At 56.7% G+C, this 20,267-nt stretch carries 18 protein-coding genes; 10 read left to right on the top strand and 8 right to left on the bottom strand.

Annotated features, from left to right (window positions below; all coding sequences use genetic code 11):
- Positions 1-64 precede the first annotated feature (64 nt).
- A complete protein-coding gene (locus tag AC6I8P_RS17390) occupies positions 65-2,452 on the bottom strand; it encodes a glucose/quinate/shikimate family membrane-bound PQQ-dependent dehydrogenase (RefSeq protein ID WP_498030837.1) in 2,388 nt (795 codons plus the stop codon).
- Between the two features lie 282 nt (positions 2,453-2,734).
- Positions 2,735-3,334 (bottom strand): hypothetical protein, encoded by a 600-nt coding sequence (locus AC6I8P_RS17385; RefSeq protein ID WP_104093934.1) that lies wholly within the window; start codon positions 3,332-3,334, stop codon positions 2,735-2,737.
- Between the two features lie 418 nt (positions 3,335-3,752).
- On the opposite strand from AC6I8P_RS17385, the gene AC6I8P_RS17380 reads away from it, so the two are divergent.
- From AC6I8P_RS17380 to AC6I8P_RS17355, 6 genes are all read left to right on the top strand, one after another.
- Positions 3,753-4,991 carry an MFS transporter gene (locus AC6I8P_RS17380; RefSeq protein ID WP_498031185.1) on the top strand — a complete coding sequence of 413 codons (1,239 nt, stop codon included), beginning with the start codon at positions 3,753-3,755 and terminating at the stop codon, positions 4,989-4,991.
- Between the two features lie 310 nt (positions 4,992-5,301).
- Positions 5,302-6,723 (top strand): sodium:solute symporter family protein, encoded by a 1,422-nt coding sequence (locus tag AC6I8P_RS17375; protein ID WP_058759283.1) that lies wholly within the window; start codon positions 5,302-5,304, stop codon positions 6,721-6,723.
- Position 6,724: 1 nt separating this feature from the next.
- Positions 6,725-7,921, top strand: a complete 1,197-nt coding sequence (locus AC6I8P_RS17370) for a sialidase family protein (RefSeq protein ID WP_498030836.1) — start codon at positions 6,725-6,727, stop codon at positions 7,919-7,921.
- Positions 7,918-8,595 carry an SDR family NAD(P)-dependent oxidoreductase gene (locus tag AC6I8P_RS17365; RefSeq protein ID WP_021507786.1) on the top strand — a complete coding sequence of 226 codons (678 nt, stop codon included), beginning with the start codon at positions 7,918-7,920 and terminating at the stop codon, positions 8,593-8,595. The genes AC6I8P_RS17370 and AC6I8P_RS17365 overlap by 4 nt, the downstream gene beginning before the upstream one ends.
- A 210-nt stretch (positions 8,596-8,805) precedes the next feature.
- The gene (locus tag AC6I8P_RS17360) at positions 8,806-9,774 is read left to right on the top strand and encodes a glycosyltransferase family 8 protein (protein WP_058780864.1); all 969 of its coding nucleotides are present in this window, start codon (positions 8,806-8,808) and stop codon (positions 9,772-9,774) included.
- Positions 9,775-11,022, top strand: coding sequence for an O-antigen ligase family protein (locus AC6I8P_RS17355; RefSeq protein WP_498030835.1), 1,248 nt, complete (start codon positions 9,775-9,777; stop codon positions 11,020-11,022).
- 29 nt (positions 11,023-11,051) lie between these two features.
- On the opposite strand, the gene AC6I8P_RS17350 is transcribed toward AC6I8P_RS17355, so the two are convergent.
- A complete protein-coding gene (locus tag AC6I8P_RS17350) occupies positions 11,052-11,981 on the bottom strand; it encodes a glycosyltransferase family 2 protein (RefSeq protein ID WP_498030834.1) in 930 nt (309 codons plus the stop codon).
- Positions 11,982-12,186: 205 nt separating this feature from the next.
- Between AC6I8P_RS17350 and AC6I8P_RS17345 the strand changes: the two genes are divergently transcribed.
- Positions 12,187-13,281, top strand: a complete 1,095-nt coding sequence (locus AC6I8P_RS17345) for a YncE family protein (protein ID WP_498030833.1) — start codon at positions 12,187-12,189, stop codon at positions 13,279-13,281.
- A gap of 75 nt (positions 13,282-13,356) precedes the next feature.
- Here AC6I8P_RS17345 and AC6I8P_RS17340 read toward each other — a convergent pair whose 3' ends face one another.
- The 3 genes from AC6I8P_RS17340 to AC6I8P_RS17330 form a co-directional block, all read right to left on the bottom strand.
- Complete coding sequence (locus AC6I8P_RS17340) at positions 13,357-13,647, bottom strand: DUF1330 domain-containing protein (RefSeq protein WP_021507781.1); 291 nt, start codon at positions 13,645-13,647, stop codon at positions 13,357-13,359.
- Positions 13,647-14,528, bottom strand: coding sequence for a glutathione-dependent disulfide-bond oxidoreductase (yghU, locus tag AC6I8P_RS17335; protein ID WP_021507780.1), 882 nt, complete (start codon positions 14,526-14,528; stop codon positions 13,647-13,649). Before yghU ends, AC6I8P_RS17340 begins: the two co-directional genes overlap by 1 nt.
- A 101-nt stretch (positions 14,529-14,629) precedes the next feature.
- Entirely contained in the window at positions 14,630-15,649 is a 1,020-nt protein-coding gene (locus tag AC6I8P_RS17330) for a LacI family DNA-binding transcriptional regulator (RefSeq protein WP_104093940.1), read from the bottom strand.
- Between the two features lie 100 nt (positions 15,650-15,749).
- Here AC6I8P_RS17330 and AC6I8P_RS17325 point away from each other — a divergent pair, with 100 nt between their 5' ends.
- The gene (locus AC6I8P_RS17325) at positions 15,750-16,760 is read left to right on the top strand and encodes a Gfo/Idh/MocA family oxidoreductase (RefSeq protein ID WP_125311534.1); all 1,011 of its coding nucleotides are present in this window, start codon (positions 15,750-15,752) and stop codon (positions 16,758-16,760) included.
- Between the two features lie 152 nt (positions 16,761-16,912).
- Here the strand turns inward: AC6I8P_RS17325 and AC6I8P_RS17320 are convergent, their stop codons facing one another.
- The gene (locus tag AC6I8P_RS17320; RefSeq protein ID WP_021507777.1) at positions 16,913-17,797 is read right to left on the bottom strand and encodes a sugar phosphate isomerase/epimerase family protein; all 885 of its coding nucleotides are present in this window, start codon (positions 17,795-17,797) and stop codon (positions 16,913-16,915) included.
- A gap of 320 nt (positions 17,798-18,117) precedes the next feature.
- Here AC6I8P_RS17320 and AC6I8P_RS17315 point away from each other — a divergent pair, with 320 nt between their 5' ends.
- Positions 18,118-19,137 carry a LacI family DNA-binding transcriptional regulator gene (locus AC6I8P_RS17315; RefSeq protein ID WP_125311536.1) on the top strand — a complete coding sequence of 340 codons (1,020 nt, stop codon included), beginning with the start codon at positions 18,118-18,120 and terminating at the stop codon, positions 19,135-19,137.
- Positions 19,138-19,166: 29 nt separating this feature from the next.
- Here AC6I8P_RS17315 and AC6I8P_RS17310 read toward each other — a convergent pair whose 3' ends face one another.
- Positions 19,167-19,337 (bottom strand): hypothetical protein, encoded by a 171-nt coding sequence (locus tag AC6I8P_RS17310; RefSeq protein WP_185749306.1) that lies wholly within the window; start codon positions 19,335-19,337, stop codon positions 19,167-19,169.
- Between AC6I8P_RS17310 and AC6I8P_RS17305 the strand changes: the two genes are divergently transcribed.
- Positions 19,336-20,259 carry a TIM barrel protein gene (locus tag AC6I8P_RS17305; RefSeq protein ID WP_125311538.1) on the top strand — a complete coding sequence of 308 codons (924 nt, stop codon included), beginning with the start codon at positions 19,336-19,338 and terminating at the stop codon, positions 20,257-20,259. The two genes, AC6I8P_RS17310 and AC6I8P_RS17305, sit on opposite strands and share 2 nt — an antisense overlap.
- Positions 20,260-20,267 lie beyond the last annotated feature (8 nt).

Here is a 20,267-nt window from a genome sequence, read left to right as displayed (position 1 = left end):
GTAATGCCGACCGGCGTGAAAAAAAAAGCGGGCATTGCCCGCTTTTTTACTTCAGTGCGAAAAATTACTTCGCATCTGGCAGCGCATAGGCAATCACGTAATCGCCCAGCTTGGTACCAAACGAACCGTGACCACCGGCCGCGATGACAACGTACTGTTTGCCATTCACTTCATAGGTCATCGGCGTAGCCTGGCCACCCGCTGGCAGACGCGCCTGCCACAGCATCTCACCGGTGTTGGTATCGAACGCACGCAGGTAGTTATCTGCGGTCGCGCCGATGAAGAACACGTTACCGGCGGTGGTGATTGGGCCACCCAGCATTGGCATACCCATTTTGAACGGCAGCGGAACCGGTGCGCTATCGCGAACGGTACCGATACGTTTCTTCCACACGGTTTCGTTGGTCTTCAGGTCGATCGCTGAAACGTAACCCCAGGCCGGCTGTTTACACGGCAGACCAAACGGCGACAGGAACGGGTTCAGCTCGACGCCAAACGGCACACCGTACTGCGGCTGAATGCCGGTTTCGGTACCGGAACCGCCTTCTGCGCCCTGCGGTGGTTCAATCGGGTTGCCCGGACCGCGCGGAATCAGCTTAGACACAAACGGCAGCGCCATTGGGTTAGCGATGGCGATCTGACGATGTGGATCAACCGCGATGCCGCCCCACTCGAACATACCGAGGTTGCCCGGGAACACCAGCGTACCCTGCTCAGACGGCGGCGTGAACGGACCTTCGTAGCGCAGACGCTTGAAGATCACGCGGCACACCAGCTGGTCATACATCGTCGCGCCCCACATGTCCTTGTCCGTCAGGTTCTGCTTCGGACGGAAGGTCAGTTCGGAGTACGGCTGGGTCGGTGCCACGTGGTCACCTTTCGCCGCGCCCTGCGGTACCGGCGTCTCCGGTGCAGGCACGACTGGCTTACCGGTACGACGATCCAGCACAAAGATGTTACCGGTTTTCGCCGGGGCATAAATCACCGGTACGGTGTTGCCGTCTTTGTCCGTGATATCGGCCAGCGTCGGCTGTGACGGCAGGTCCATATCCCACAGATCGTGGTGCACGGTCTGATACGACCACACCAGCTTACCGGTGGTGGCGTTCAGCGCCAGAACGCTGCTCGCGTAGCGCTCCTGCTCTGGTGTGCGGTTACCGCCCCAGATATCCGGGGTGGAAACGCCCATTGGCAGGTAAACAGTATCCAGTTTTGGATCGTATACCGCCGGCGCCCAAGAGTTCGGCGAGTTCATGGTGAAGGTGTGTTCATCAGCCGGAATCGCGTTAGGATCTTTCGCGCCCGGGTCGAACACCCACAGCAGTTTACCGGTGTTGACGTCGAAGCCACGGATGGCACCAGACGGCTCACGGGTAGAGTAGTTATCGGTGACCGCACCAGCAATGACGATGGTGGTGTCAGTGATAACCGGCGGTGACGTAGGCTCATACTGGCCTGGCGTCTGTACCGGCTGCTTGTGCTGCAGATCCAGCTCACCGTTGTTGCCAAAGGATGGGCAACGGGCACCGGTATCGGCATCCAGCGCGAACAGACGACCGTCGTTCACTGGCAGATAGATGTGGCGTGAGCACAGCGCAGGCTGGCTGTTAGAGGCATCGGCAGCGGCAGGCACTTCATGGTATGAAACACCGCGGCAGGTCACGTGCTGGAAGGTAGGATTCGGCTTCAGGCCCGGATCGAATTTCCACTTCTGCTTACCGGTCGTCGCATCCAGCGCAAACAGAATCTGGTGTGGCGAGCAAAGGTACAGCGTGTCGCGGATTTTAATCGGCGTCACTTCGTCAGTGATTTCACCCGGATCGTTGGCGGTTTTGAGATCGCCGGTCTGGAACTGCCAGGCAACCTGCAACTCTTTCACGTTGCTGGTGTTGATCTGCTTCAGCGGCGAGAAGCGAGTGCCCTGCTGGTCACGCGCATAGGCTGGCCAGTCAGCATCGTTGATGTTACTCAGCGGCTGGGCCTGCGGGACGTTAGCGGCTTCCGGCAGGTTGCCATTCAGCTCCTGCGGATCGTGGAATACTGCCCACGCCAGCACCAGTACGCTGGCTACCAGCGCAACGGCCATCGCACCCAGCGCACCTTTACCCGCATGATTCAGGCCGCGATACACAAACGGCAGAATCAGCCAGATACCGAAGATCACCAGCACGTCGGTACGTGGGGCCAGCGCCCAGAAGTCGAAGCCGACTTCCCATACACCCCACACCAGCGTTGCCAGCAGCAACAGGGCATACAGCAGCAGTGCGGAACCGCTACGGCGCCACAGCAGGACAGCGGTGATCAGCATAATCACACCGCCAATAACGTAGTACCAGGAACCTCCAATGGCGGCTAACCAAACGCCGCCAATCAGCATAAATGCGCCCGTCAGCAGTGCAAACAGCACCGTCAGGAAGCGAATTACGCCAAAAGATGAGGAAGCTTTCCCCATAATATTGACCTCTTTCTTTGCCATAAAATCAAAGGAAACAACCGATTAGGCTGTATCCCGACATAGAGTACGAAGTGACTTAAGGTGTTCTGTCAGTGCTTTTCCGTTAAGCAGGATGATCCCTTTGCGTTAAATTTTATCTTAAAAACGTTAACAGGTTTGATTTTTTTAGCGCTTTGCTCTTTTTATCAGGCAGTGACACGACATTTTATGAGGATATTGCGCCATCCTGTCCGGCGTAATCGGGTGATAACGCCGACGCGCAGAATTTTGTGTAAACGTTTACCCCGGGAAGAGCGGATGACAGTTCCGCTGCGTTTGCCAGCCGCTTAGCTGTAAATGCAGGTAATCTTCGGCCGGTAATTGGAGCTGAGGCGTACGTAATATTACCTCTGCTTGTGTTTCCCGCAGCGAAGCGAGCAGAAAAGGAAAGCTGAACTTGAGATAATTTTCGCGGAAGAAGTCATCGCTCAGAACAATACCGCTGAAGGGAAAATCGGTAATATTTTTCCACTCGGTTCCCGGCGGCGCGAGATCGTAAAGCCAGAAGGAAAAACGAGACGCCACAGCGCGTAAGGCGGATCCTGCCTGACGTAAAGTGGCATAGTTGATCGCCAGCCTTACATTCTCATGTTGCAGGCTGGAATAATTATCCACGTCATGCAAAAAGGACATCACACTATTTCCCGCCAGTGGAATAATTATTAATCCCGCAGCATCCGCTGACTGATAATGTTGGGTAATTATCTCGCCTTCATGAAGTAATGCATCACGCTCCGGCACGCAATGCATTAAGGACGCTGAATAACATGCGCCGATAGGTGTGCCGTCGAAGCGACAGACACGCTCAGTGACATAAGGATGGTATGAATTGTTTTCCATTTATCTCTATGAATAAATTAATGAACGATAGCGTCTTAATTATTATAAGGACGGGAAGACTGCTGTGATTATCACAGGGGGCAATATAGATCGATTCGCCGGCAAAGATCACCTTTTTTAGCTGTTTCTGATAAAGAGATAAAAAGCGTTGTGCTGGCGGTAATTAACGTTTTATTGAATTATCTGGAATGTTTTGACTATTTTCACAGTAAAACAATCAGTCTGCTAATATTCTGCGCGCCAGCTTTAACCCTGAATCCGTATAAACACCTGTTTTTACAGCGCACATCCAGCCATTGCCTGCTCCGGTCAGTTATCGCACTCTATGGCGTGAAAAACATAAGGAAAGCCGATGGTGGCTTTTCACCAGGCCGGTGCCATGACGCCGGCCGGTTCTGCTTCAGGATGGGATAAAACTATGAGTTCACCGGTCACCGCAGCGGAAGATTCGCTGCTGCGACACAGGTCGTTCGTCGCCTTCTGGCTGGCGCGTACCTGTTCATCGTTTGGTTTTCAGATGTTCTCCGTGGCCGTCAGCTGGCAAATCTATGCGCTTACCCACAGTGCTATGGCGCTGGGCATGATCGGTCTGATGCAATTTTTACCTTCGGTATTGCTGGCGCTGCCGGCGGGTCACCTTGCGGATCAGTATGACCGTCGCCGCATCGTGCTGCTGGGGCAGCTGATTGAGTGGCTGGCGCTGCTCGGGCTGGTGGCGCTGACGCTGCTGCACTGGGCGGGCCGGATTGAAATCTGGGGACTGGTGTTCCTGATTTCGCTGGCCAAAGCGCTGGAGTGGCCGGCAATCACCTCAATGCTGCCAGCGTTGGTACCGCCGCCCATCCTCGCACGCGCCATGGCGGCCAGCTCGGTGGGCGGTCAGGCGGCGGTGATTGTCGGCCCGACGCTGGGCGGTTTGCTGTATGTGGCCGGGCCGGAGGTGGTGTACGGTGTTTCGGCGCTGTTCTATCTGCTGTCGATTGTGCTGGTCAGCCGTTTGCGCTACGAACGACCGCCGCAGGCACGTATTCCGGCCAGCCTCAGCACCATGTTTGCCGGTGTCCGCTTCATCCGCGAGCGCAAAGATGTGCTGGGGGTGATCTCGCTCGATCTGTTTGCCGTGCTACTGGGCGGCGCTACGGCGCTGCTGCCGATCTTCGCCCAGGATATTCTGCATACCGGTCCGTGGGGGCTGGGCATGCTGCGCGGTGCCCCGTCGGTCGGAGCGCTGCTGGTTGGGGTGTGGCTCAGCCGTCACAAGCTGGAAAAGCACGTGGGCATGATCATGTTTGGCTCGGTAGCCGGTTTTGGTCTGGCTACGCTGGTATTTGCGCTATCGACGCAGCTGTGGCTCTCGCTGCTGGCGCTGGTGGCACTCGGCGGCTTCGATATGGTGAGCATGGTGATTCGCGGCGCGCTGGTGCAACTGGACACGCCGGATGAGATGCGCGGGCGCGTCAACGCGGTCAACGCCATCTTCATTAATACCTCTAACCAGCTGGGAGAGTTCGAATCCGGCCTGTTGGCCGCATGGTTCGGTGCGGTGCCTGCAGCCGCGATTGGCGGTGTCGGCACCCTGGTGGTCGTGGCGCTGTGGATGGCGCTGTTCCCTCATCTGCGTAAACGGCAGAAACTGGAAAACGACAGTCTCGCCTGACGTTCGCGGCTGCCCGGCGCGGTAGCCGTGGCCGGGCACGCAGTCTGCCTCGCTATCTCACACAGTTAAGTTTGATTATTATTAATCACATTTGACTGTTTGTGAGCATGATCAAACTAATTAAACGCCAGTTAATCTATAAATTGCCCTGCCTGTGCGTAAATTTATTCATTTTTGAGTGAAGTAAATCATTTTGCACGGTGCGGGGTAGCCAGCGCAGCGACGCAACAACAATAATCATGGCCGCCTCATTAACGGTGCGTGTGAAGCCCGGCACGCACCACGACCCTACGTTATCAATGAGGCGAACATGAAACAGTTCTCTGCAGAAGGGATGGTGATTATTGTCGGGATTGTCATTGCCTACATCCTGTTCACTACCTGGCTGACCTGGCGGTTGCGCAGTAAAAACAGCGGCGACTTTATGGCGGGTTCAAACGTGATGCCGGCGTTTGTGGTCGGCGTAATGCTGATGTCTGAATACATTGGCGCCAAGTCAACCATCGGTACGGCGCAGGCGGCTTTTGAGGATGGCTTCGCCGCGTCCTGGTCGGTGATTGGTGCCGCCATCGGCTTTCCGCTGTTTGGTATTTTGCTGGTCAAACGCATCTACAATACCGGCAAAATTACCATTTCCGGCGCGATTGCCGAGCGCTATGGCAACTCCACCAAAAATATTATTTCCATCATCATGATCTACGCGCTGCTGCTGGTGAACGTCGGTAACTATGTCAGCGGTGCGGCGGCGATCTCTACGGTACTGAACCTTGATCTCACCACGGCGGCGGTGATCACCGCGCTGGTCAGCACCTTCTATTTTATGTTCGGCGGCATGAAAGGCATCGCCTGGGTGACGCTGCTGCACAGTGGCCTGAAATATATCGGTATTCTGGTCATTCTCGGCGTGGCGCTGCACATGACCGGCGGCGTCAGCCCGATGATCAAAGAGATGCCGCACTTTTACTGGACCTGGGACGGTAACGTGGGCGCCAGCACCATTTTTGCCTGGATGATTGGCACCATCGGGTCGATCTTCTGCACCCAGTTTGTGATTCAGGCTATCGCCTCGACCAAAAGTGCGGCGTCTGCGAAGCGCGCCACCTGGGTCGCGTTCTTCTTCTGTATGCCGATTGCCATCGCCATTGCGCTGATTGGCGTGGCGGCAAAGTATCTGCATCCGGAGATTAACAGCCTGTACGCGCTGCCGGTGTTCCTGCAGGACATGAGCCCGTGGCTGGCAGGGATTGTCACCACTTCGCTGGTGGCATCGATTTTTGTCAGCGTCAGCACCGTGGCGCTGGCCATCGCCTCGCTGGTGGTGAAGGACTTTTATGTGCCGTACCGTAATCCGACGCCGGAACGCGAATTTCGCATGACGCGCTGGCTGTCACTGCTGATCGGTTTCCTGCCGCTGATCTTCGTGCTGTTTGTACCGGAAGTGCTGAAGCTATCGTTCTTTACCCGCGCCATCCGTCTGTCGATTTCGGTGGTGGCGATCATCGCTTTCTACCTGCCATTTTATAAAAGTACGCGCGGCGCGAACGCCGGCCTGATTGGTGCCTGCGTCATGACCTCGCTGTGGTATCTGCTGGGCGATCCGTTCGGCATCAACAATATGTACGTCGCGCTGGTCACACCGGCGGTGATCATGCTGATTGACCGTCTGATCCCGTCACGCCAGCCGCAGCGCAAAAATGCACCTGATTCATCAATGCAAAACAGTGGAGCCTGACATGACCGACTCAACCATTACCGTCGAACGTAACGGTAAGCTTCATCCGCACGCGCAGGACGCGCAGCAGCTCACGGCGATGCTGCCTTCGGTCTGTCCGCAGAACCACGCCGCTAATCTGCTGCCGTTACCAAACGGCGACCTGCTGTGCGTGTGGTTTGGCGGCACGCAGGAAGGCATCGCGGATATTTCGGTGTGGTGCTCGCGGCTGGCGCAGGGCAGCGCCCAGTGGAGCGATCCCCGGCAGTTATCCGACGATCCAGCGCGATCGGAACAGAATCCGGTGCTGTTTCTCGATCCCGAGGGCGTGCTGTGGCTGCTGTGGACCGCGCAGAAGTCCGGTAATCAGGACACGGCAATTGTGCGCTATCGCCAGTCACACGATTTGGGTCTCAGCTGGAGTGCCATCGATACGCTGCTCGATCAGCCGGGCACGTTTATCCGCCAGCCGCTGGTGGTGCTGCCGAACGGCAACTGGCTGCTGCCGGTGTTCTATTGTCGCACCCAGCCGGGAGTGAAATGGGTGGGCAATGATGACATCAGCGCGGTGAAAATCTCCAGTGACAAAGGACAGAGCTGGCGCGATGTGACGGTGCCGGACAGCCTCGGCTGCGTGCACATGAACATTACGCTACTGCAGGATGGCAGCCTGCTGGCGCTGTATCGCAGCCGCTGGGCTGATTATATCTACCAGAGTCGTTCGGACGACGGCGGTGAAAGCTGGAGCGCGCCGCAGGCAACCGATCTGCCAAATAATAACTCATCGATTCAGGTGACTACGCTGCACAACGGCCATCTGGCGCTGGTGTTTAACGCCATGAGCGCGCGCGATGCCAGCGAGCGTCGCCTGTCACTGTACGACGAAATCGAAGACGAAGATGAAGATGACGCGGCGGTGGCCGTGGCGGCGCAGCCGGTGGTTCAGGGCGTACGCACCGCCTTCTGGGGGGCTCCGCGCGCACCGATGACGCTGGCTATTTCTGCCGATGGCGGAGTGAGCTGGCCGTGGCAGCGTAATCTGGATGAAGGGGACGGCTACTGCATGACCAACAATTCACAGCAGAAACTGAACCGCGAGTTCTCCTATCCCAGCATTAAGCAGAGCGCGGACGGTGCACTGCACATTGCCTACACCTATTTTCGCCAGGCCATCAAGTACGTGCGCGTGGAGGAGAGCTGGGTGAGGGACAAAGCATGAGCCGCCATGCACTGGTGACCGGTGTCAGTTCCGGCATTGGGGCGGCGATTGCCGATGAGCTGCTGACGCAGGGCTGGCAGGTCACCGGTTTTAGCCGTACGCCGGTGGAGAAAGATCATCCGGCGTTTACCTCCGTCAGCGTCGACCTGTTTGACGCCGGTCAGCTGAAACGAGCTTTGGCCGGGCTGGCGAAGGTGGATGCGCTGGTGCACGCGGCAGGCATGATGCTGGCCGCGCCGCTGGGTGAGCTGGAGGAAGAGCAGGGGGCGCGGCTGTGGTATCTGCACGTGCAGGTGGCGCAAATCATGGCCAACACCTTGCTGCCGCAGATGGGCCACGGCGATCGTATTCTGCTGCTCGGCAGCCGCACGTCACGCGGCGCGGCGAATCGCAGCCAGTATGTCAGCACCAAGGCAGCGATGGTGGGCATGGCGCGCAGCTGGGCCGCCGAACTGGCTCCGCAGGGCATTACGGTCAATGTGATCGCTCCCGGTGCCACCGCCACGCCGATGCTGCTGCAGCCGGACCGCGCCAGCTCGCCGCCGAAACTGCCGCCTATCGGACGCTATATCCATCCCGAAGAGGTGGCCGCGCTGGCTGGTTTTGTGCTGTCGCCGGCTGCCGCTGCCATTACCGGACAGGAGCTGGTAATTTGCGGCGGCGCGTCGCTGTAGCTTTATTCTCCAGCGTGCTTCTCTCATCGTAAATAACAGGATGGGAGAGGCTGCTTTTGTCTCGTCTGCGAAAACTCCTGGCTTACCGTGCTACGCTTTCTTTGGGTTTACCAAAGTGGTAATCTTTTACCGTTTTATGCTAAATCCAATTTTATTGTCTACATATTAAGTGGTTACGGAGTGTAGCGCTCCGCAGCAGAGAAGCGCGCAATGAATCATGATGTTCTTCAGGAAATAAACGCCGAACCACTTTTTCCGGTACAGAGCGATCAACATATTGTTTTTGGCGTTGACGGAAAGTTTAAAGCGCATGCGCTAATCACGATTCTGTCCATCATGAAACACGCCGGAGACCGCGTTTATCATTTCCATCTGATCTCGTCAGAACTGACACCGGCCGATAACCCCCGGCTCGCCAGGCTGTTTCAGGGATCGCGCCACGGCGTGACGCTGCATCATCTGCCGGACCAGCTGTTTGCCACGCTGCCGGTCACCGAACTTTTTACCCGTGCGACCTACTATCGCTTTCTGGCACCGCTGATTTTGCCGCAGGCGGAAAAACTGCTCTATCTTGATGCCGATATGGTGTGCATTAATCCGCTCAATGAACTGTGGCAGATCCCGACCGGCCCCGAGGCGGTTGCGCTGGTGGTCGGTGAAATTGCCTCGCTGCAGCCGGTGCTGGCGAAGAATGCCGGCTTGCGCGGCGAGCGCTATTTTAACGCCGGCATGATGCTGATTGATGTGGCGCAATGGCGCGCTGGCAATATCAGCGAACGCGCGTTTACTTTACTGTCCGAACACGGGCGAAACTTCCAGTATCTCGACCAGGATGCGTTGAATATTTTACTGGAAGATAAAGTGACCTTTGTTTCTCCTCGCTTCAATACCCTGACCATGCTGGCCCATGACGATCGTGGCTATACGCTCGACGTGCCGGCGGAAACCTGCCTGATTCATTATGCCGGTGCGGATAAGCCCTGGCAGGTATGGAATCAACAGTTTGTGGTCCACCATTATCGCGATATTTATCAGGATTCACCGCTGTCCACCATGGCGTTTGACCAGCCAGCCAATGCGCAGCAGGCAAAAAGAATGTATAAGTCGCTTTTTCGTCAAAAAAGATGGTGGCAGGCCATGCTGTGGCGCCTGAAACATATCAAGATGAGGTATTGTTAAGTGCAAGCTCACGCTTTTCGCCAGCTGATGACTGGAAAAAATATTTACCAGCTCTGTTTTGTGCTGCTGAGTATCGCGCTGGCGTCGTCACTGGTGGTTGAAGCCTTACCGCGCAAAATATTCTATTTTTCCAGTTATCTGGTGGCTCTGTATTTAGTAATTCTGGCGGCGAAAAAACAATGGCTAAAAGATAAAACGGCCATAACGGTAGCGCTTCCGCTGCTGTTCATCGGGCTGGTCCGGCTCATCTGGGCAAAGATGTTTTCCCACGCTGAATTCAGTGATGTGGTGAATAACTACTTCCAGGGCGGTAAGCTGTTTATTATCGCGGCTTTTCTCAGCTATTTTATCGTCGCCTGGCGCCACTACCTTAGCCGTCCACTCCTGATAACCTGCAGCGCCATCTTATTTGTCGGGCTGCTGGTGACGTTAGGTTTCGCTATCAGTGAACACGCAAAAACGCTGACCCGCATCAGATTGCTGACCGACTCCGCCGGTACCGTCTCTTATCTGATTACCGCGCTGGCGCTCTGTACTTTGTACACCGGCCACCGGGTCATCACCCATCGCGGCGGACAAATGATCTTATTCAGCGCGGTTTTTGTCGTGAATATGATGCTGATGATTCTGACCGAGTCACGCGCCGGCGTATTAACCCTGCCACTGATTTATCTGGCCTGGTTTTATTTTACCCATCGCTGGGCGGGTAAAATTTCGCTGGTGGTGTTAGCGCTGTTTATTATCGTGGGCGCTTTATTTATGCCGGGCAGCGTCTGGCAGCGCTTAGACAGCATCCACAATGAAGTCGATACTTATCAAACCAACAACAACACCTCGATTGGTGCCCGTTTCTCTATCTGGAAAGGCGGCTGGCACAGCGTTTCGTGGTCGCTGCTGGGGCAAAGTCCGGATCAGCGCACGGCAAAAGCGCGGGAATACATCACGCAGCATGAGCGCCACAATCCCGAAGCGTATAAAAACGTCATGTATCACCTGCACGATGATTTCCTTGAAACGCTTTCGCTGCAGGGGATCGCTGGCGCACTTTCCCTGCTGATTTTTTACCTGGTGCTACTGATATTAGCCGCACGCCGCGGCGTCGCCGGATTAACACTGCTGCCGCTGTCAATTATCATCTTTGGGCTGACCGACACGGTGTTAATTCAGAGTGGTTCGGTGCTAATCCTGGTGATGGCGATTATCATCAGCTATGCCATGATTCATCCGCCTGAGAAAGCATCGTCCTGATAAACCGGCGCTGGCATAGCGCCCGGTTGTTACAGCGGTTTGTTTAACTTCAGAGCCAGATATTTCTTTTTAAAACTGGTTCTGATTTTACTATCGAAAAGAAAAGACAGCGGCCTGATTTTAGTGATCGCCTCAATAACCTGCTTTCTGTCGTCAGGATTATCCAGGGCTTTCCGATGTTTATGTGCAATATTAATCCAGTGGCAGGATAGCAGATTACGATAGCGCTCCTGCAACACCTCATCCATATGCTGCGTTGCGCTCACTAAGAGTGAAATTTTGTGTTTATCCAGCTGGCTGGATAAGCTGTTGCCGCGTTTAAAATAAAGATAAGGGCTCTGGCGGCTATAAGCGATTGCATCACTGCTGACCAGGATTTCCGGGAAAAGCCAGGCGTCCTCGTAGCAGGTATAATCCGGGAAGGGATGTGCCAGCAGCATGGTGCGCTTAATAAACTGACCGATAAAGTGCGCCTGCAAATCGCGATGGATCAGGAATTTTTCAATGGCCTGATGCCGTGACAGTGTTTCCGCCTGCAGGCCCTGCCATGTGATGTGCTGAGGCCGGGATTCATATACCTCATTAAGCGCCGTGAACAGTGCGTCCGGACGATGGCTTTTCAGGTAGCGGACAATATCGGTGAGGGCGTCGGCCAGCAACTGATCGTCGCCATCCAGCATCGTAATATATTCACCGCTGCACTGCTGAACGCCAAAATTACGCACCCGGCCAATGTTGCGGTAATCAATATTAAATACTTTCGCCTGCGGATGCCGCCGGGAAAAATCATCGAGTAACGCTGCAGTGTTGTCGACGGATGCGTCATTGATAAGAATAAATTCAATATACTGCTCAACACCATGACAGGCCTTTTCTAAACTCGCCAGCGTGTCAGGCAGAAATTTTTCACTGTTATGGGCCGTTAGCAACACACTGATTAAATAGTCAGGAACCATCATTTTTTAAGTCAACATCTGAGGCAGGAATGCCGTCAAGCATACTACAAGTGGCAATTTGAGGGGAGGGCATTGACGCAGCGCAGCCCTGCGCCTGCTGTCGCCGATCAGGCACATTTACGACTGATACAATAATGCGTATGATTCTCATTCCTTTTTATACTTCCTGCTCGCGCAGGTAACCCATCGGTCCTTACCGGAGACAGCAATGACTTCATCATTACGCCCGCGCGCCACCGCGCTGGTTCTGGCGCTGCTGGCAGCCATGAGCCTGAGCGCCTGTCAGGCGCCGGCTAAAAAATCAGTAGCGCCTGCCGCCGCGGCTAAGCCAGCGGCAGCGGAGAAGGTACAGCAGCGTGAACTGGGCGACGGCCTGTATGAAATGGCCTATGTGCCGGGCGATCCGGCTGCGCTGTATGTGGCCAGCGCGCAGGCGTTTAAAACCGTCAACGGTGGCGTGCTGTATCGCCTGGATGCCCGCACGCTGGCGACGCTGGGCGAAACCCATACCGATCTGAAAAACTTTGGCATGACGGCTTCACCGGACGGCAGCGTACTGTACATTACCAACACGCTGGACGGTGGCGTGACGAAAGTGGACGCCAGAAGCGGTAAAGTGCTGCAGCGTCTGCTGTTTGGCCTGAAAAACGACAAAGGCAATCCGGTTGGCGCGCGTGAAATCCTGCTGCATGACGGCCTGCTGTACATCGGTGCGATTGATAATCCGGCGATGATTTGGGTGGTCGATGCGAATACGCTGCGGCTGAAAACCACCATCAAAAACGCCGGCAAGTGGGTGACCGGGTTGCTCTATTCGGCGTCAACCGACCGTATTTACGCGGCGAACGGCAGTGGCGAAGTGCTGGTGATCAATCCGCGCAGTCACAAAATTGAGCAGCGCTGGACGCCAGGCGATGGCAAAGAGTATCTGCTGTTAAATCTGGCGGAAGATGCCGCCAATGGCCGCCTGTACGTCACTGACAATTCTAAGGGCAAAACCACGCTGGTGTTCGATGAGCGCAGCGGTAAGGTGATCAAGCGCCTGGATGTCGGCGATTCGCTTGGCATCAAATTCAATGCGAAGCGCAACGAGATTTACATCAGCCAGCGACTCGGCGGCAAAGTGCTGCAGCTGGACGCGACGACCTACGCAGTGAAAAATAGCTGGACGCTGCCGACCCACCCTAACAGCCTGCTGGTGTCGCCAGATGGTCAGACGCTGTACGTGACGGTGAAGCAGGGGCTCAATAAAGATCGCTCGCCGCAAGGGCCGGATAGCGTGGTGCGGATTACGCTGGATTAACCGCGCTGGGTTTAATCGCGGCGCGAGGGATCGCGCCGCAGATAACCCGTACTTAGCAACGGGTTACGTCATCCATTACGCCACGCCGTTCACCAGCAGTACGCGGTAGTTGGCGCCTTTCAGGCGATGCGCTTTGGCTTCCTGGTAGGCCGGGCTGAAGTACCAGGCTTTGGCGGCTTCAGCATCTTCAAACTGCAGCACCACCACGCCTTCAGCATCGCGCCCTTCCAGTACCTCCAGATCGCCGTAGAAAGCCAGTGGCGTGATGTGGTGATCGCCACGCGCCGCGCCGGCTTTCTGCGAATAGGTGGCCAGCTCATCTTTATCCAGCGTTTCGTCTTTAATCATAACGACATATGCGGCCATTATTGTTCGCCTCGCGCCTGACGCTTGTCTTCAGTATTGGTATCAAAATCGCTCGCATCGTGCCGTTCCAGCAGCTGATCCTGCGGCTCGGCGCCAAATGCCCGATTCACTTTACGCCCGCGGATCACCGCCGGACGGTCGGCAATCTCTTTTGCCCAGCGCACCACATTTTTGTACGACTGCACATCGAGAAATTCGCCGCCGCCGTACTGGTTGTTCAGCACCAGATTGCCGTACCACGGCCAGGTTGCGATATCGGCAATGGTATATTCGTCGCCGGCGAGGAAACGGTGGTCCGCCAGCTGGCGATCCAGCACATCAAGCTGACGTTTGGCTTCCAGCGTGAAGCGGTTAATGGCGTATTCAATTTTCTCTGGTGCGTAGTGATAGAAGTGGCCGAAACCGCCGCCAAGGTACGGCGCGGATCCCTGCAGCCAGAACAGCCAGTTCAGGGTTTCAGTGCGGCCCGCCACGTCAGAGGGAATAAAGTGGCCGAATTTATCTGCCAGATAGAGCAGGATATTGCCGGATTCAAACACGCGCAGTGGCGGCGTGATCGAGTGGTCGCGCAGCGCCGGAATTTTTGAGTTGGGGTTAACCTCAACGAAGCCGCTGGAGAACTGATCGCCATCGCCGATGCGGATCAGCCAGGCGTCATACTCCGCTTCCTGCACGCCGAGCGCCAGCAGCTCTTCCAGCAGAATGGTCACTTTCTGGCCGTTTGGCGTCCCCAGCGAATAGAGCTGCAGCGGATGCTTACCGACCGGCAGCGTTTGCTCATGCGTCGGCCCGGCGGTTGGACGGTTAGTCTTCGCCCCGTTACCTTTGGCTTCCGGGTCCCAGGTCCAGACTTTCGCGGGCTGATACTGATTTTCCGACATAATGCGTTCGCCTTGTTGTGAGAAGATTTTTGCTGCTACTGAGTGTAGCAGCACGCTATCACGCCGATTTAACCGCGCTGGCGATAAAAGACAAAGTCGAATCAGGCAAAATTCTCTTGCGTAAACAGCATAAAGTCGACTTTGCCGGGATGATAGGTCTCTGGTTGCTCACCCTCTTCCAGATGTCGCAGCAGCAGCGTCAGCGCCAGTTGTGCGTGACGCAGGGTGTTTTGATCGAGCGTTAGCGTCAGCACGCGTTTGGCCAGCAGCTCACGGGTGGTTTGGTAAAGTTCGTGCGTAACATACACCACCTTGCCGCACAGCCGGTGGCGCGCCAGCGCTTCGTGAATCTGCGTGTTGCCCATGCCGGTATTGTACAAGCCGACAATGTGCTGCGATGCGGCCAGCGTTTTCTCCAGCAGCCGGCTGATGCGCTCGCGCTCGTCCTGGCCTGCGATGATCTCCCGCAGCCGCAGATGCGGGAAGCGCTCCGCCAGCACTGCCTGAAACCCTTCGATGCGCAGACGGTGCGCGGCGTAATCGGCGCGACCGCTAACCAGCACCACGTCACCCGCCACGGGCAGCATGCTGCCGAGCATCAGCGCGGCGGTGCGTCCCGCCTTAAGCTGGTCAATACCGACATGGCACAGGCGCGGCGCATCAGGCAGATCGGCCACCAGCGTAATGACCGGTACGCCACGCGCTTTACAGGCCTCAAGCGCCGCGTAAATCAGCGGATTTTCATGGGCGAAAACAATCAGCCCGTCCATCTTTTTGCTGCTGGCTTCGATATGCGCCGCCAGCTTTTCGGGCGCATGCTCCGGAATCAGTGTGCGGTGCAGCCGCAGGCGACGATAGCCGAGCTCATCTGCCAGCCGGGCAAAATCCTGCGCCAGCTGTTGAAAGAAGAAGGAGCCGTTACCGCTCAGCAGCACCTCTATCTGCCACGCGTGGCGGTGCTCCTCCGGCAGGATGCGTTTCAAACCCGCTTCGCGCGCCGCCAGTAAAATCTTTTTCGTCATCGCGGGCGACACGCCGCCCCGGTCGTTCAGCACCCGATCCACCGTGGCGACGCCCACGCCCACCCGCTTAGCCAGTTCGGCCAGCGTCATTGTTTTCATCTGAGTGAATTCCATCAAAAACCGCGTTCAGACAGCCTGCCAGAAAGCGATATTTTGACAAGACCGACGATGCCGAAGTGTGAGCAACAGGAGCGTTATCATGCGCAGTGCGCAACGTTTTGCCTTAATTGGCTGTGGATTTATTGGCCAGGTGCATGCCGCAAACCTGGCGCGCCATCCCGGCGTTGAGCTGGCGCTGGTGTGCGATATCGACGCCGCGCGCGCCGCTGCGCTGGCAGAGCAGTTTGGGGCGCGGGCCGCCAGCGTGCCGCAGGCGCTGAGCAGTGAGGCCATTGATGCGGTGCTGATTGCCAGTGCGACGCCGACCCACGCTCCGCTACTGGAGCAGGCGGTGCTGGCGGGCAAAGCGGTGTACTGTGAAAAACCGATCGATTTGTCGCTGTCGCGCGCCCGGGAAGTGGTAGCCAGCATTTCCCCGCTGCAGGTGCCGGTGACGGTAGGGTTCAATCGGCGTTTTGATCGCAGCCATGCACAACTGAAAGCCCAGCTGCAGCAGGGCGTGATTGGACGCAGCGAGCTCATCCAGATGGTGTGCCGCGCCTCTGAACTGCCGCCGCTGAGCTATCTGCAGGCGTCCGGCGGACAGATGCGCGACCAGGCCATCCACTTTTTCGATCTGCTGCGCTGGCTAACTGAGGATGAAGTGGTCACCGTGGGCGCGCTCGGTGCCGCGCTGGCGATGCCGGCGATCCGCGACATTGACGTCGATACCTCGGTGCTGATTATGCGCCTGCAGCAGGGCGCGCTGGCGCAGCTCGATAATGCCCGTCGTACCGCTTACGGTTATGACGAGCGCATCAGCGTGATGGGCAGCCTAGGCATGCTGGCGTCGGAAAGCCAGGCGGTGCGCGGTGCAACGCTGTATCAGGGGCAGCACATCCGCCAGCCGGGGCTGTATGCGGACTGGTTCAGCCGGGTACAGGAGACCTATTACAGCCATCTCGATGCGTTTGTGCGCCATCTTGGCGGCGAGAAAGTGGCTGGTCTGCCGGGGCTGATTGACGGGCTGCGCGCGCAGGCCATCGCGGAAGCGGCGCAGCTGTCGCTGACGCGCGGCGAGTTTGTTGAGGTGGAGTGGGTGACGGTGTGATGGGGAATGGGCGATGGCGTTTGCCCTCACCCCAACCCTCTCCCGCAGGCGGGAGAGGGGGCTGATAGTGCGCCCATCTGTCATTGGCGGGAGAGGGAGCTGATTGTGCGCCTATCTGTCATTGGCGGAAAAAGGGGCTGAGGGCGGGCGATTTACAGATTCAGCAGCTCGCGCTCAATCAGCTCGCGGGTTTCCACCGCCTGATACTTCATCTTCTCCGGATAGCCAAACAGCGCGGCGGAGATAATCGACTCGCCGCCCACTTTATAGTGGCGGTTAGCGAAATCCATCTCGCGCAGCGCCTCGAACAGCGCGTCGAAATTCACCTCACCTTCGCCAACGGCCACGTGCTGATGGATAGTGGCATCGACGCCCGGTGGGTTAACGATGTAGCGACAGTGTTTGGTGTGGTTCATGGTATCGGCAATCAGCATGTGCGACAGATCGTCGCCAGCGTAATGCAGCATACTCTTCACGTCGCCTTTGCCCTTGTCATAGTAGAACGTATGCGGTGCGCTATAGATGTATTTGACGTTGTCGCTGCGGAACGACTTGACGATATCGGCCGTTTCATTGCTCTCTTCGCAGAAATCCCACGGATGCGCCTGAATTTCTACGCGAATCCCCTCTCGCTCGAAAATCGGCAGCAGCTCGTCCATTGAGCGATAGAACATCTCTTCGCAGATTTCCGGCTCGTTCGGGTTACCGGAGAGCTCGGTATTGATCACCTGCACGCCCATCTCCACGGCAATCTCAATCATTCGCTTCCAGTTTTTCACCGCCGCCTGGCGCCGCAGCTCATCCGGTCCCGACCAGCGATAGACGGTGATAAACGAGGAGATTTCCAGTCCGGTAGCGTTGAGCGCATTTTTGTACTCGCGCATGATCTCCCGGCTGGCTTTCGGGTGTTTATAGAACGGATTGATTTGCGGATGCGGCGACTGTTCAATGTATTTATAACCCCACTCCGCGACCTGATGCACCATACGCGTGATGCCGAGATCGCGGATAACATCCACATCAAAAGCGATTTTCATTGTTGTTCTCCTGCGCGTTATGTTACCCACCACCGCAATCGGCGGCTGGTGTCGCGTCAACTATAAAAACAGCCCGGCACCGGCTCTAATGCTTTGCTGATGCATTTCCATCAGTGCCGGCGGCCCGCTGCGGCGAGCTTTTGCCAAATAATTATTCTATTTGCGTGAAAAATGAAACGAATCAGGGTGTTTGTGCGACAGCGATCAAAAGAATGAGAGGATTTACTCATTAATTGAGAGATAACGACCGGCTTATATGGCGTGAAAGCATAACGTCAGGCATTATTTTTGATAGTTTATTATCATTAAAGGGCTTAACGATGAGCAAAATTACCATGAGCGCGATTGCCGCCGCTGCCGGGGTGGGGATCGCCACCGTGGATCGGGTGCTCAATCGCCGCGCGCCGGTGCGGGCGCAGACCGAACAGAAAGTACTGGCAGCGGCGCACCGGCTGGGTTACCGCAGCAGCCACGCCCCGCTCAGTGCGCAGAGCGACGGCGTGACGCTGCGCATGGGGTTTATCCTGCTGTCGGCTTCGTACTCTTTTTATCAAACGCTAACCGATGCGCTGCGCCAGCAGACGCAGCCATTTCATCCGGCCGGCAGCGGGCCGCTGTTTGTCTGGCACGAGATTGATGAGGTGGCAGCGGTGGTGGATTCGCTCTACCGGCTGGCTGAGCAGGTGGATGCTATCGGCGTGGTGGCGCTGGATCATCCGCTGATCCGCCACGCGATAGCGCACGTTTCGCGTCAGGACGTGCGCGTCTACGCGCTGTTTTCTGACTTTTCGCCCTGTGGGCATGCTGGCTATTTCGGCCTGGATAATCAGAAAGCCGGGCGCAGCGCGGGCTGGATCGCCAGCCATCTGCTGCATCAGCCGGGTCCGGCGGGCGTGCTGCTGGGGGATCACCGCTTTATCTGTCAGGAGAACTGCGAGAGTGGTTTTCGCTCGTATCTGCGCGAGCAGGACAGTGCGCGGCGCGTGCTGGAACCGCTCAAAACCCACGAATCGATTCCCGGTGGTTATCAGGCGACCCGCCAGCTGCTGGAGCAGCATGCCGATCTGGCGCTGATCTACGCGCCGTGCGGCGGCATTGAAGGGGTCGTTCAGGCGCTGCGTGAGCAGCCGCAGCGTAAGGTGGCGCTGATTTGTCACGGCCCGGTCAATGACGGCGACCTGGCGCTGATAGATGGCACCATCACAGTGATGCTGCGCCATCAGATCGCTGACATGGCACGACAGCTGGCGCAAACCGTGCTGCAACGTCACGCTGAGCGCAGCGACCATTTTTCTCAGGTCACCCTGCCGTTTGAGATCGTCATGCGGGAAAATGTCTGAGGCGTTGCGCCGTTCCCCTTTGTGATTGCTCACCGGGCGACAGCCGCGTCAGCGCGCATGACGACAGTATTTGATAAAATATTATCAAAAATTTGATAATTAAATTTATGATCGCTATCAAAGAATGAAAGTTCCATGATTGAGGTTGGTGAAATATCTATTTGATACTGATGCCAGCCCTCATCATAAGGAACCATCATGACCCTACACATTGCCAATGCGCCCTGCAGCTGGGGCGTAGACGATCCTGACAATCCTTTCCTGCCGCCATGGCAAACGGTGCTGCGCGAGGCGGCCCAGGCCGGTTACCGCAGCATTGAACTCGGGCCGTGGCGCTATCTGCCGACCGATGCCGCCGAACTGCGCCAGCAGCTGGAAGCGCATCAGCTGTCACTGGTGGCCGGCACCATTTTTGATGATTTGGTTAGCGAGGCGAATTTCCCGGCGATGGTTGAGCTGACGCACAACATCTGCCGCAACCTGTCGCAGGTGCCGTGCGCGGCACGCACGCACGGTGATAACCGGCCCGCGCCCTATCTGGTGATTATCGATTTCGGCAACCCGCAGCGGGCGCAATTTGCCGGCCAGACGGAGAAAGCGCCACGTCTGGTACCTGCGGACTGGCAGCGCATGATGCAGCACATCACTCAGCTCAGTCACATCGCCTGGCATGACTACGGCGTGCGACCGGTGATTCATCCTCATGCCGGTGGCTGTATTGAGTTTGCTGATGAACTGGAGCAGCTGGTACAGGACATCCCGCATGAGGTTGCCGGACTGTGTCTCGATACCGGCCATCTTTATTATTCCGGCATGGATCCGCAGACCTGGCTGCAACGCTACTGGTCGCGCATCGACTATCTGCATTTCAAAGACATTAATGCGGCCGTCTGGCGCGATGTGATTGCGCGCGGCGTCGACTTTTTCACTGCCTGTGCCGAGGGCGTGATGTGCCCGCTTGGACAGGGCGCGATTGATTACCCGGCGCTGCGGGCGTTTCTCGCTGAACGTCACTACCAGGGCTGGATCACCATCGAGCAGGAGCGCGATCCGCGCAACGCCGCCACCAGTCTGCAGGACGTCACGGCCAGCCTGCATTACCTGCATTCCATCGGATTCTGAGGAGAACA

This window comes from gamma proteobacterium symbiont of Lampromicra miyakona (assembly GCF_059730895.1).
Note: the sequence above shows the minus strand (reverse complement) of the source record. Positions and strands in the feature narration are given on the sequence as shown.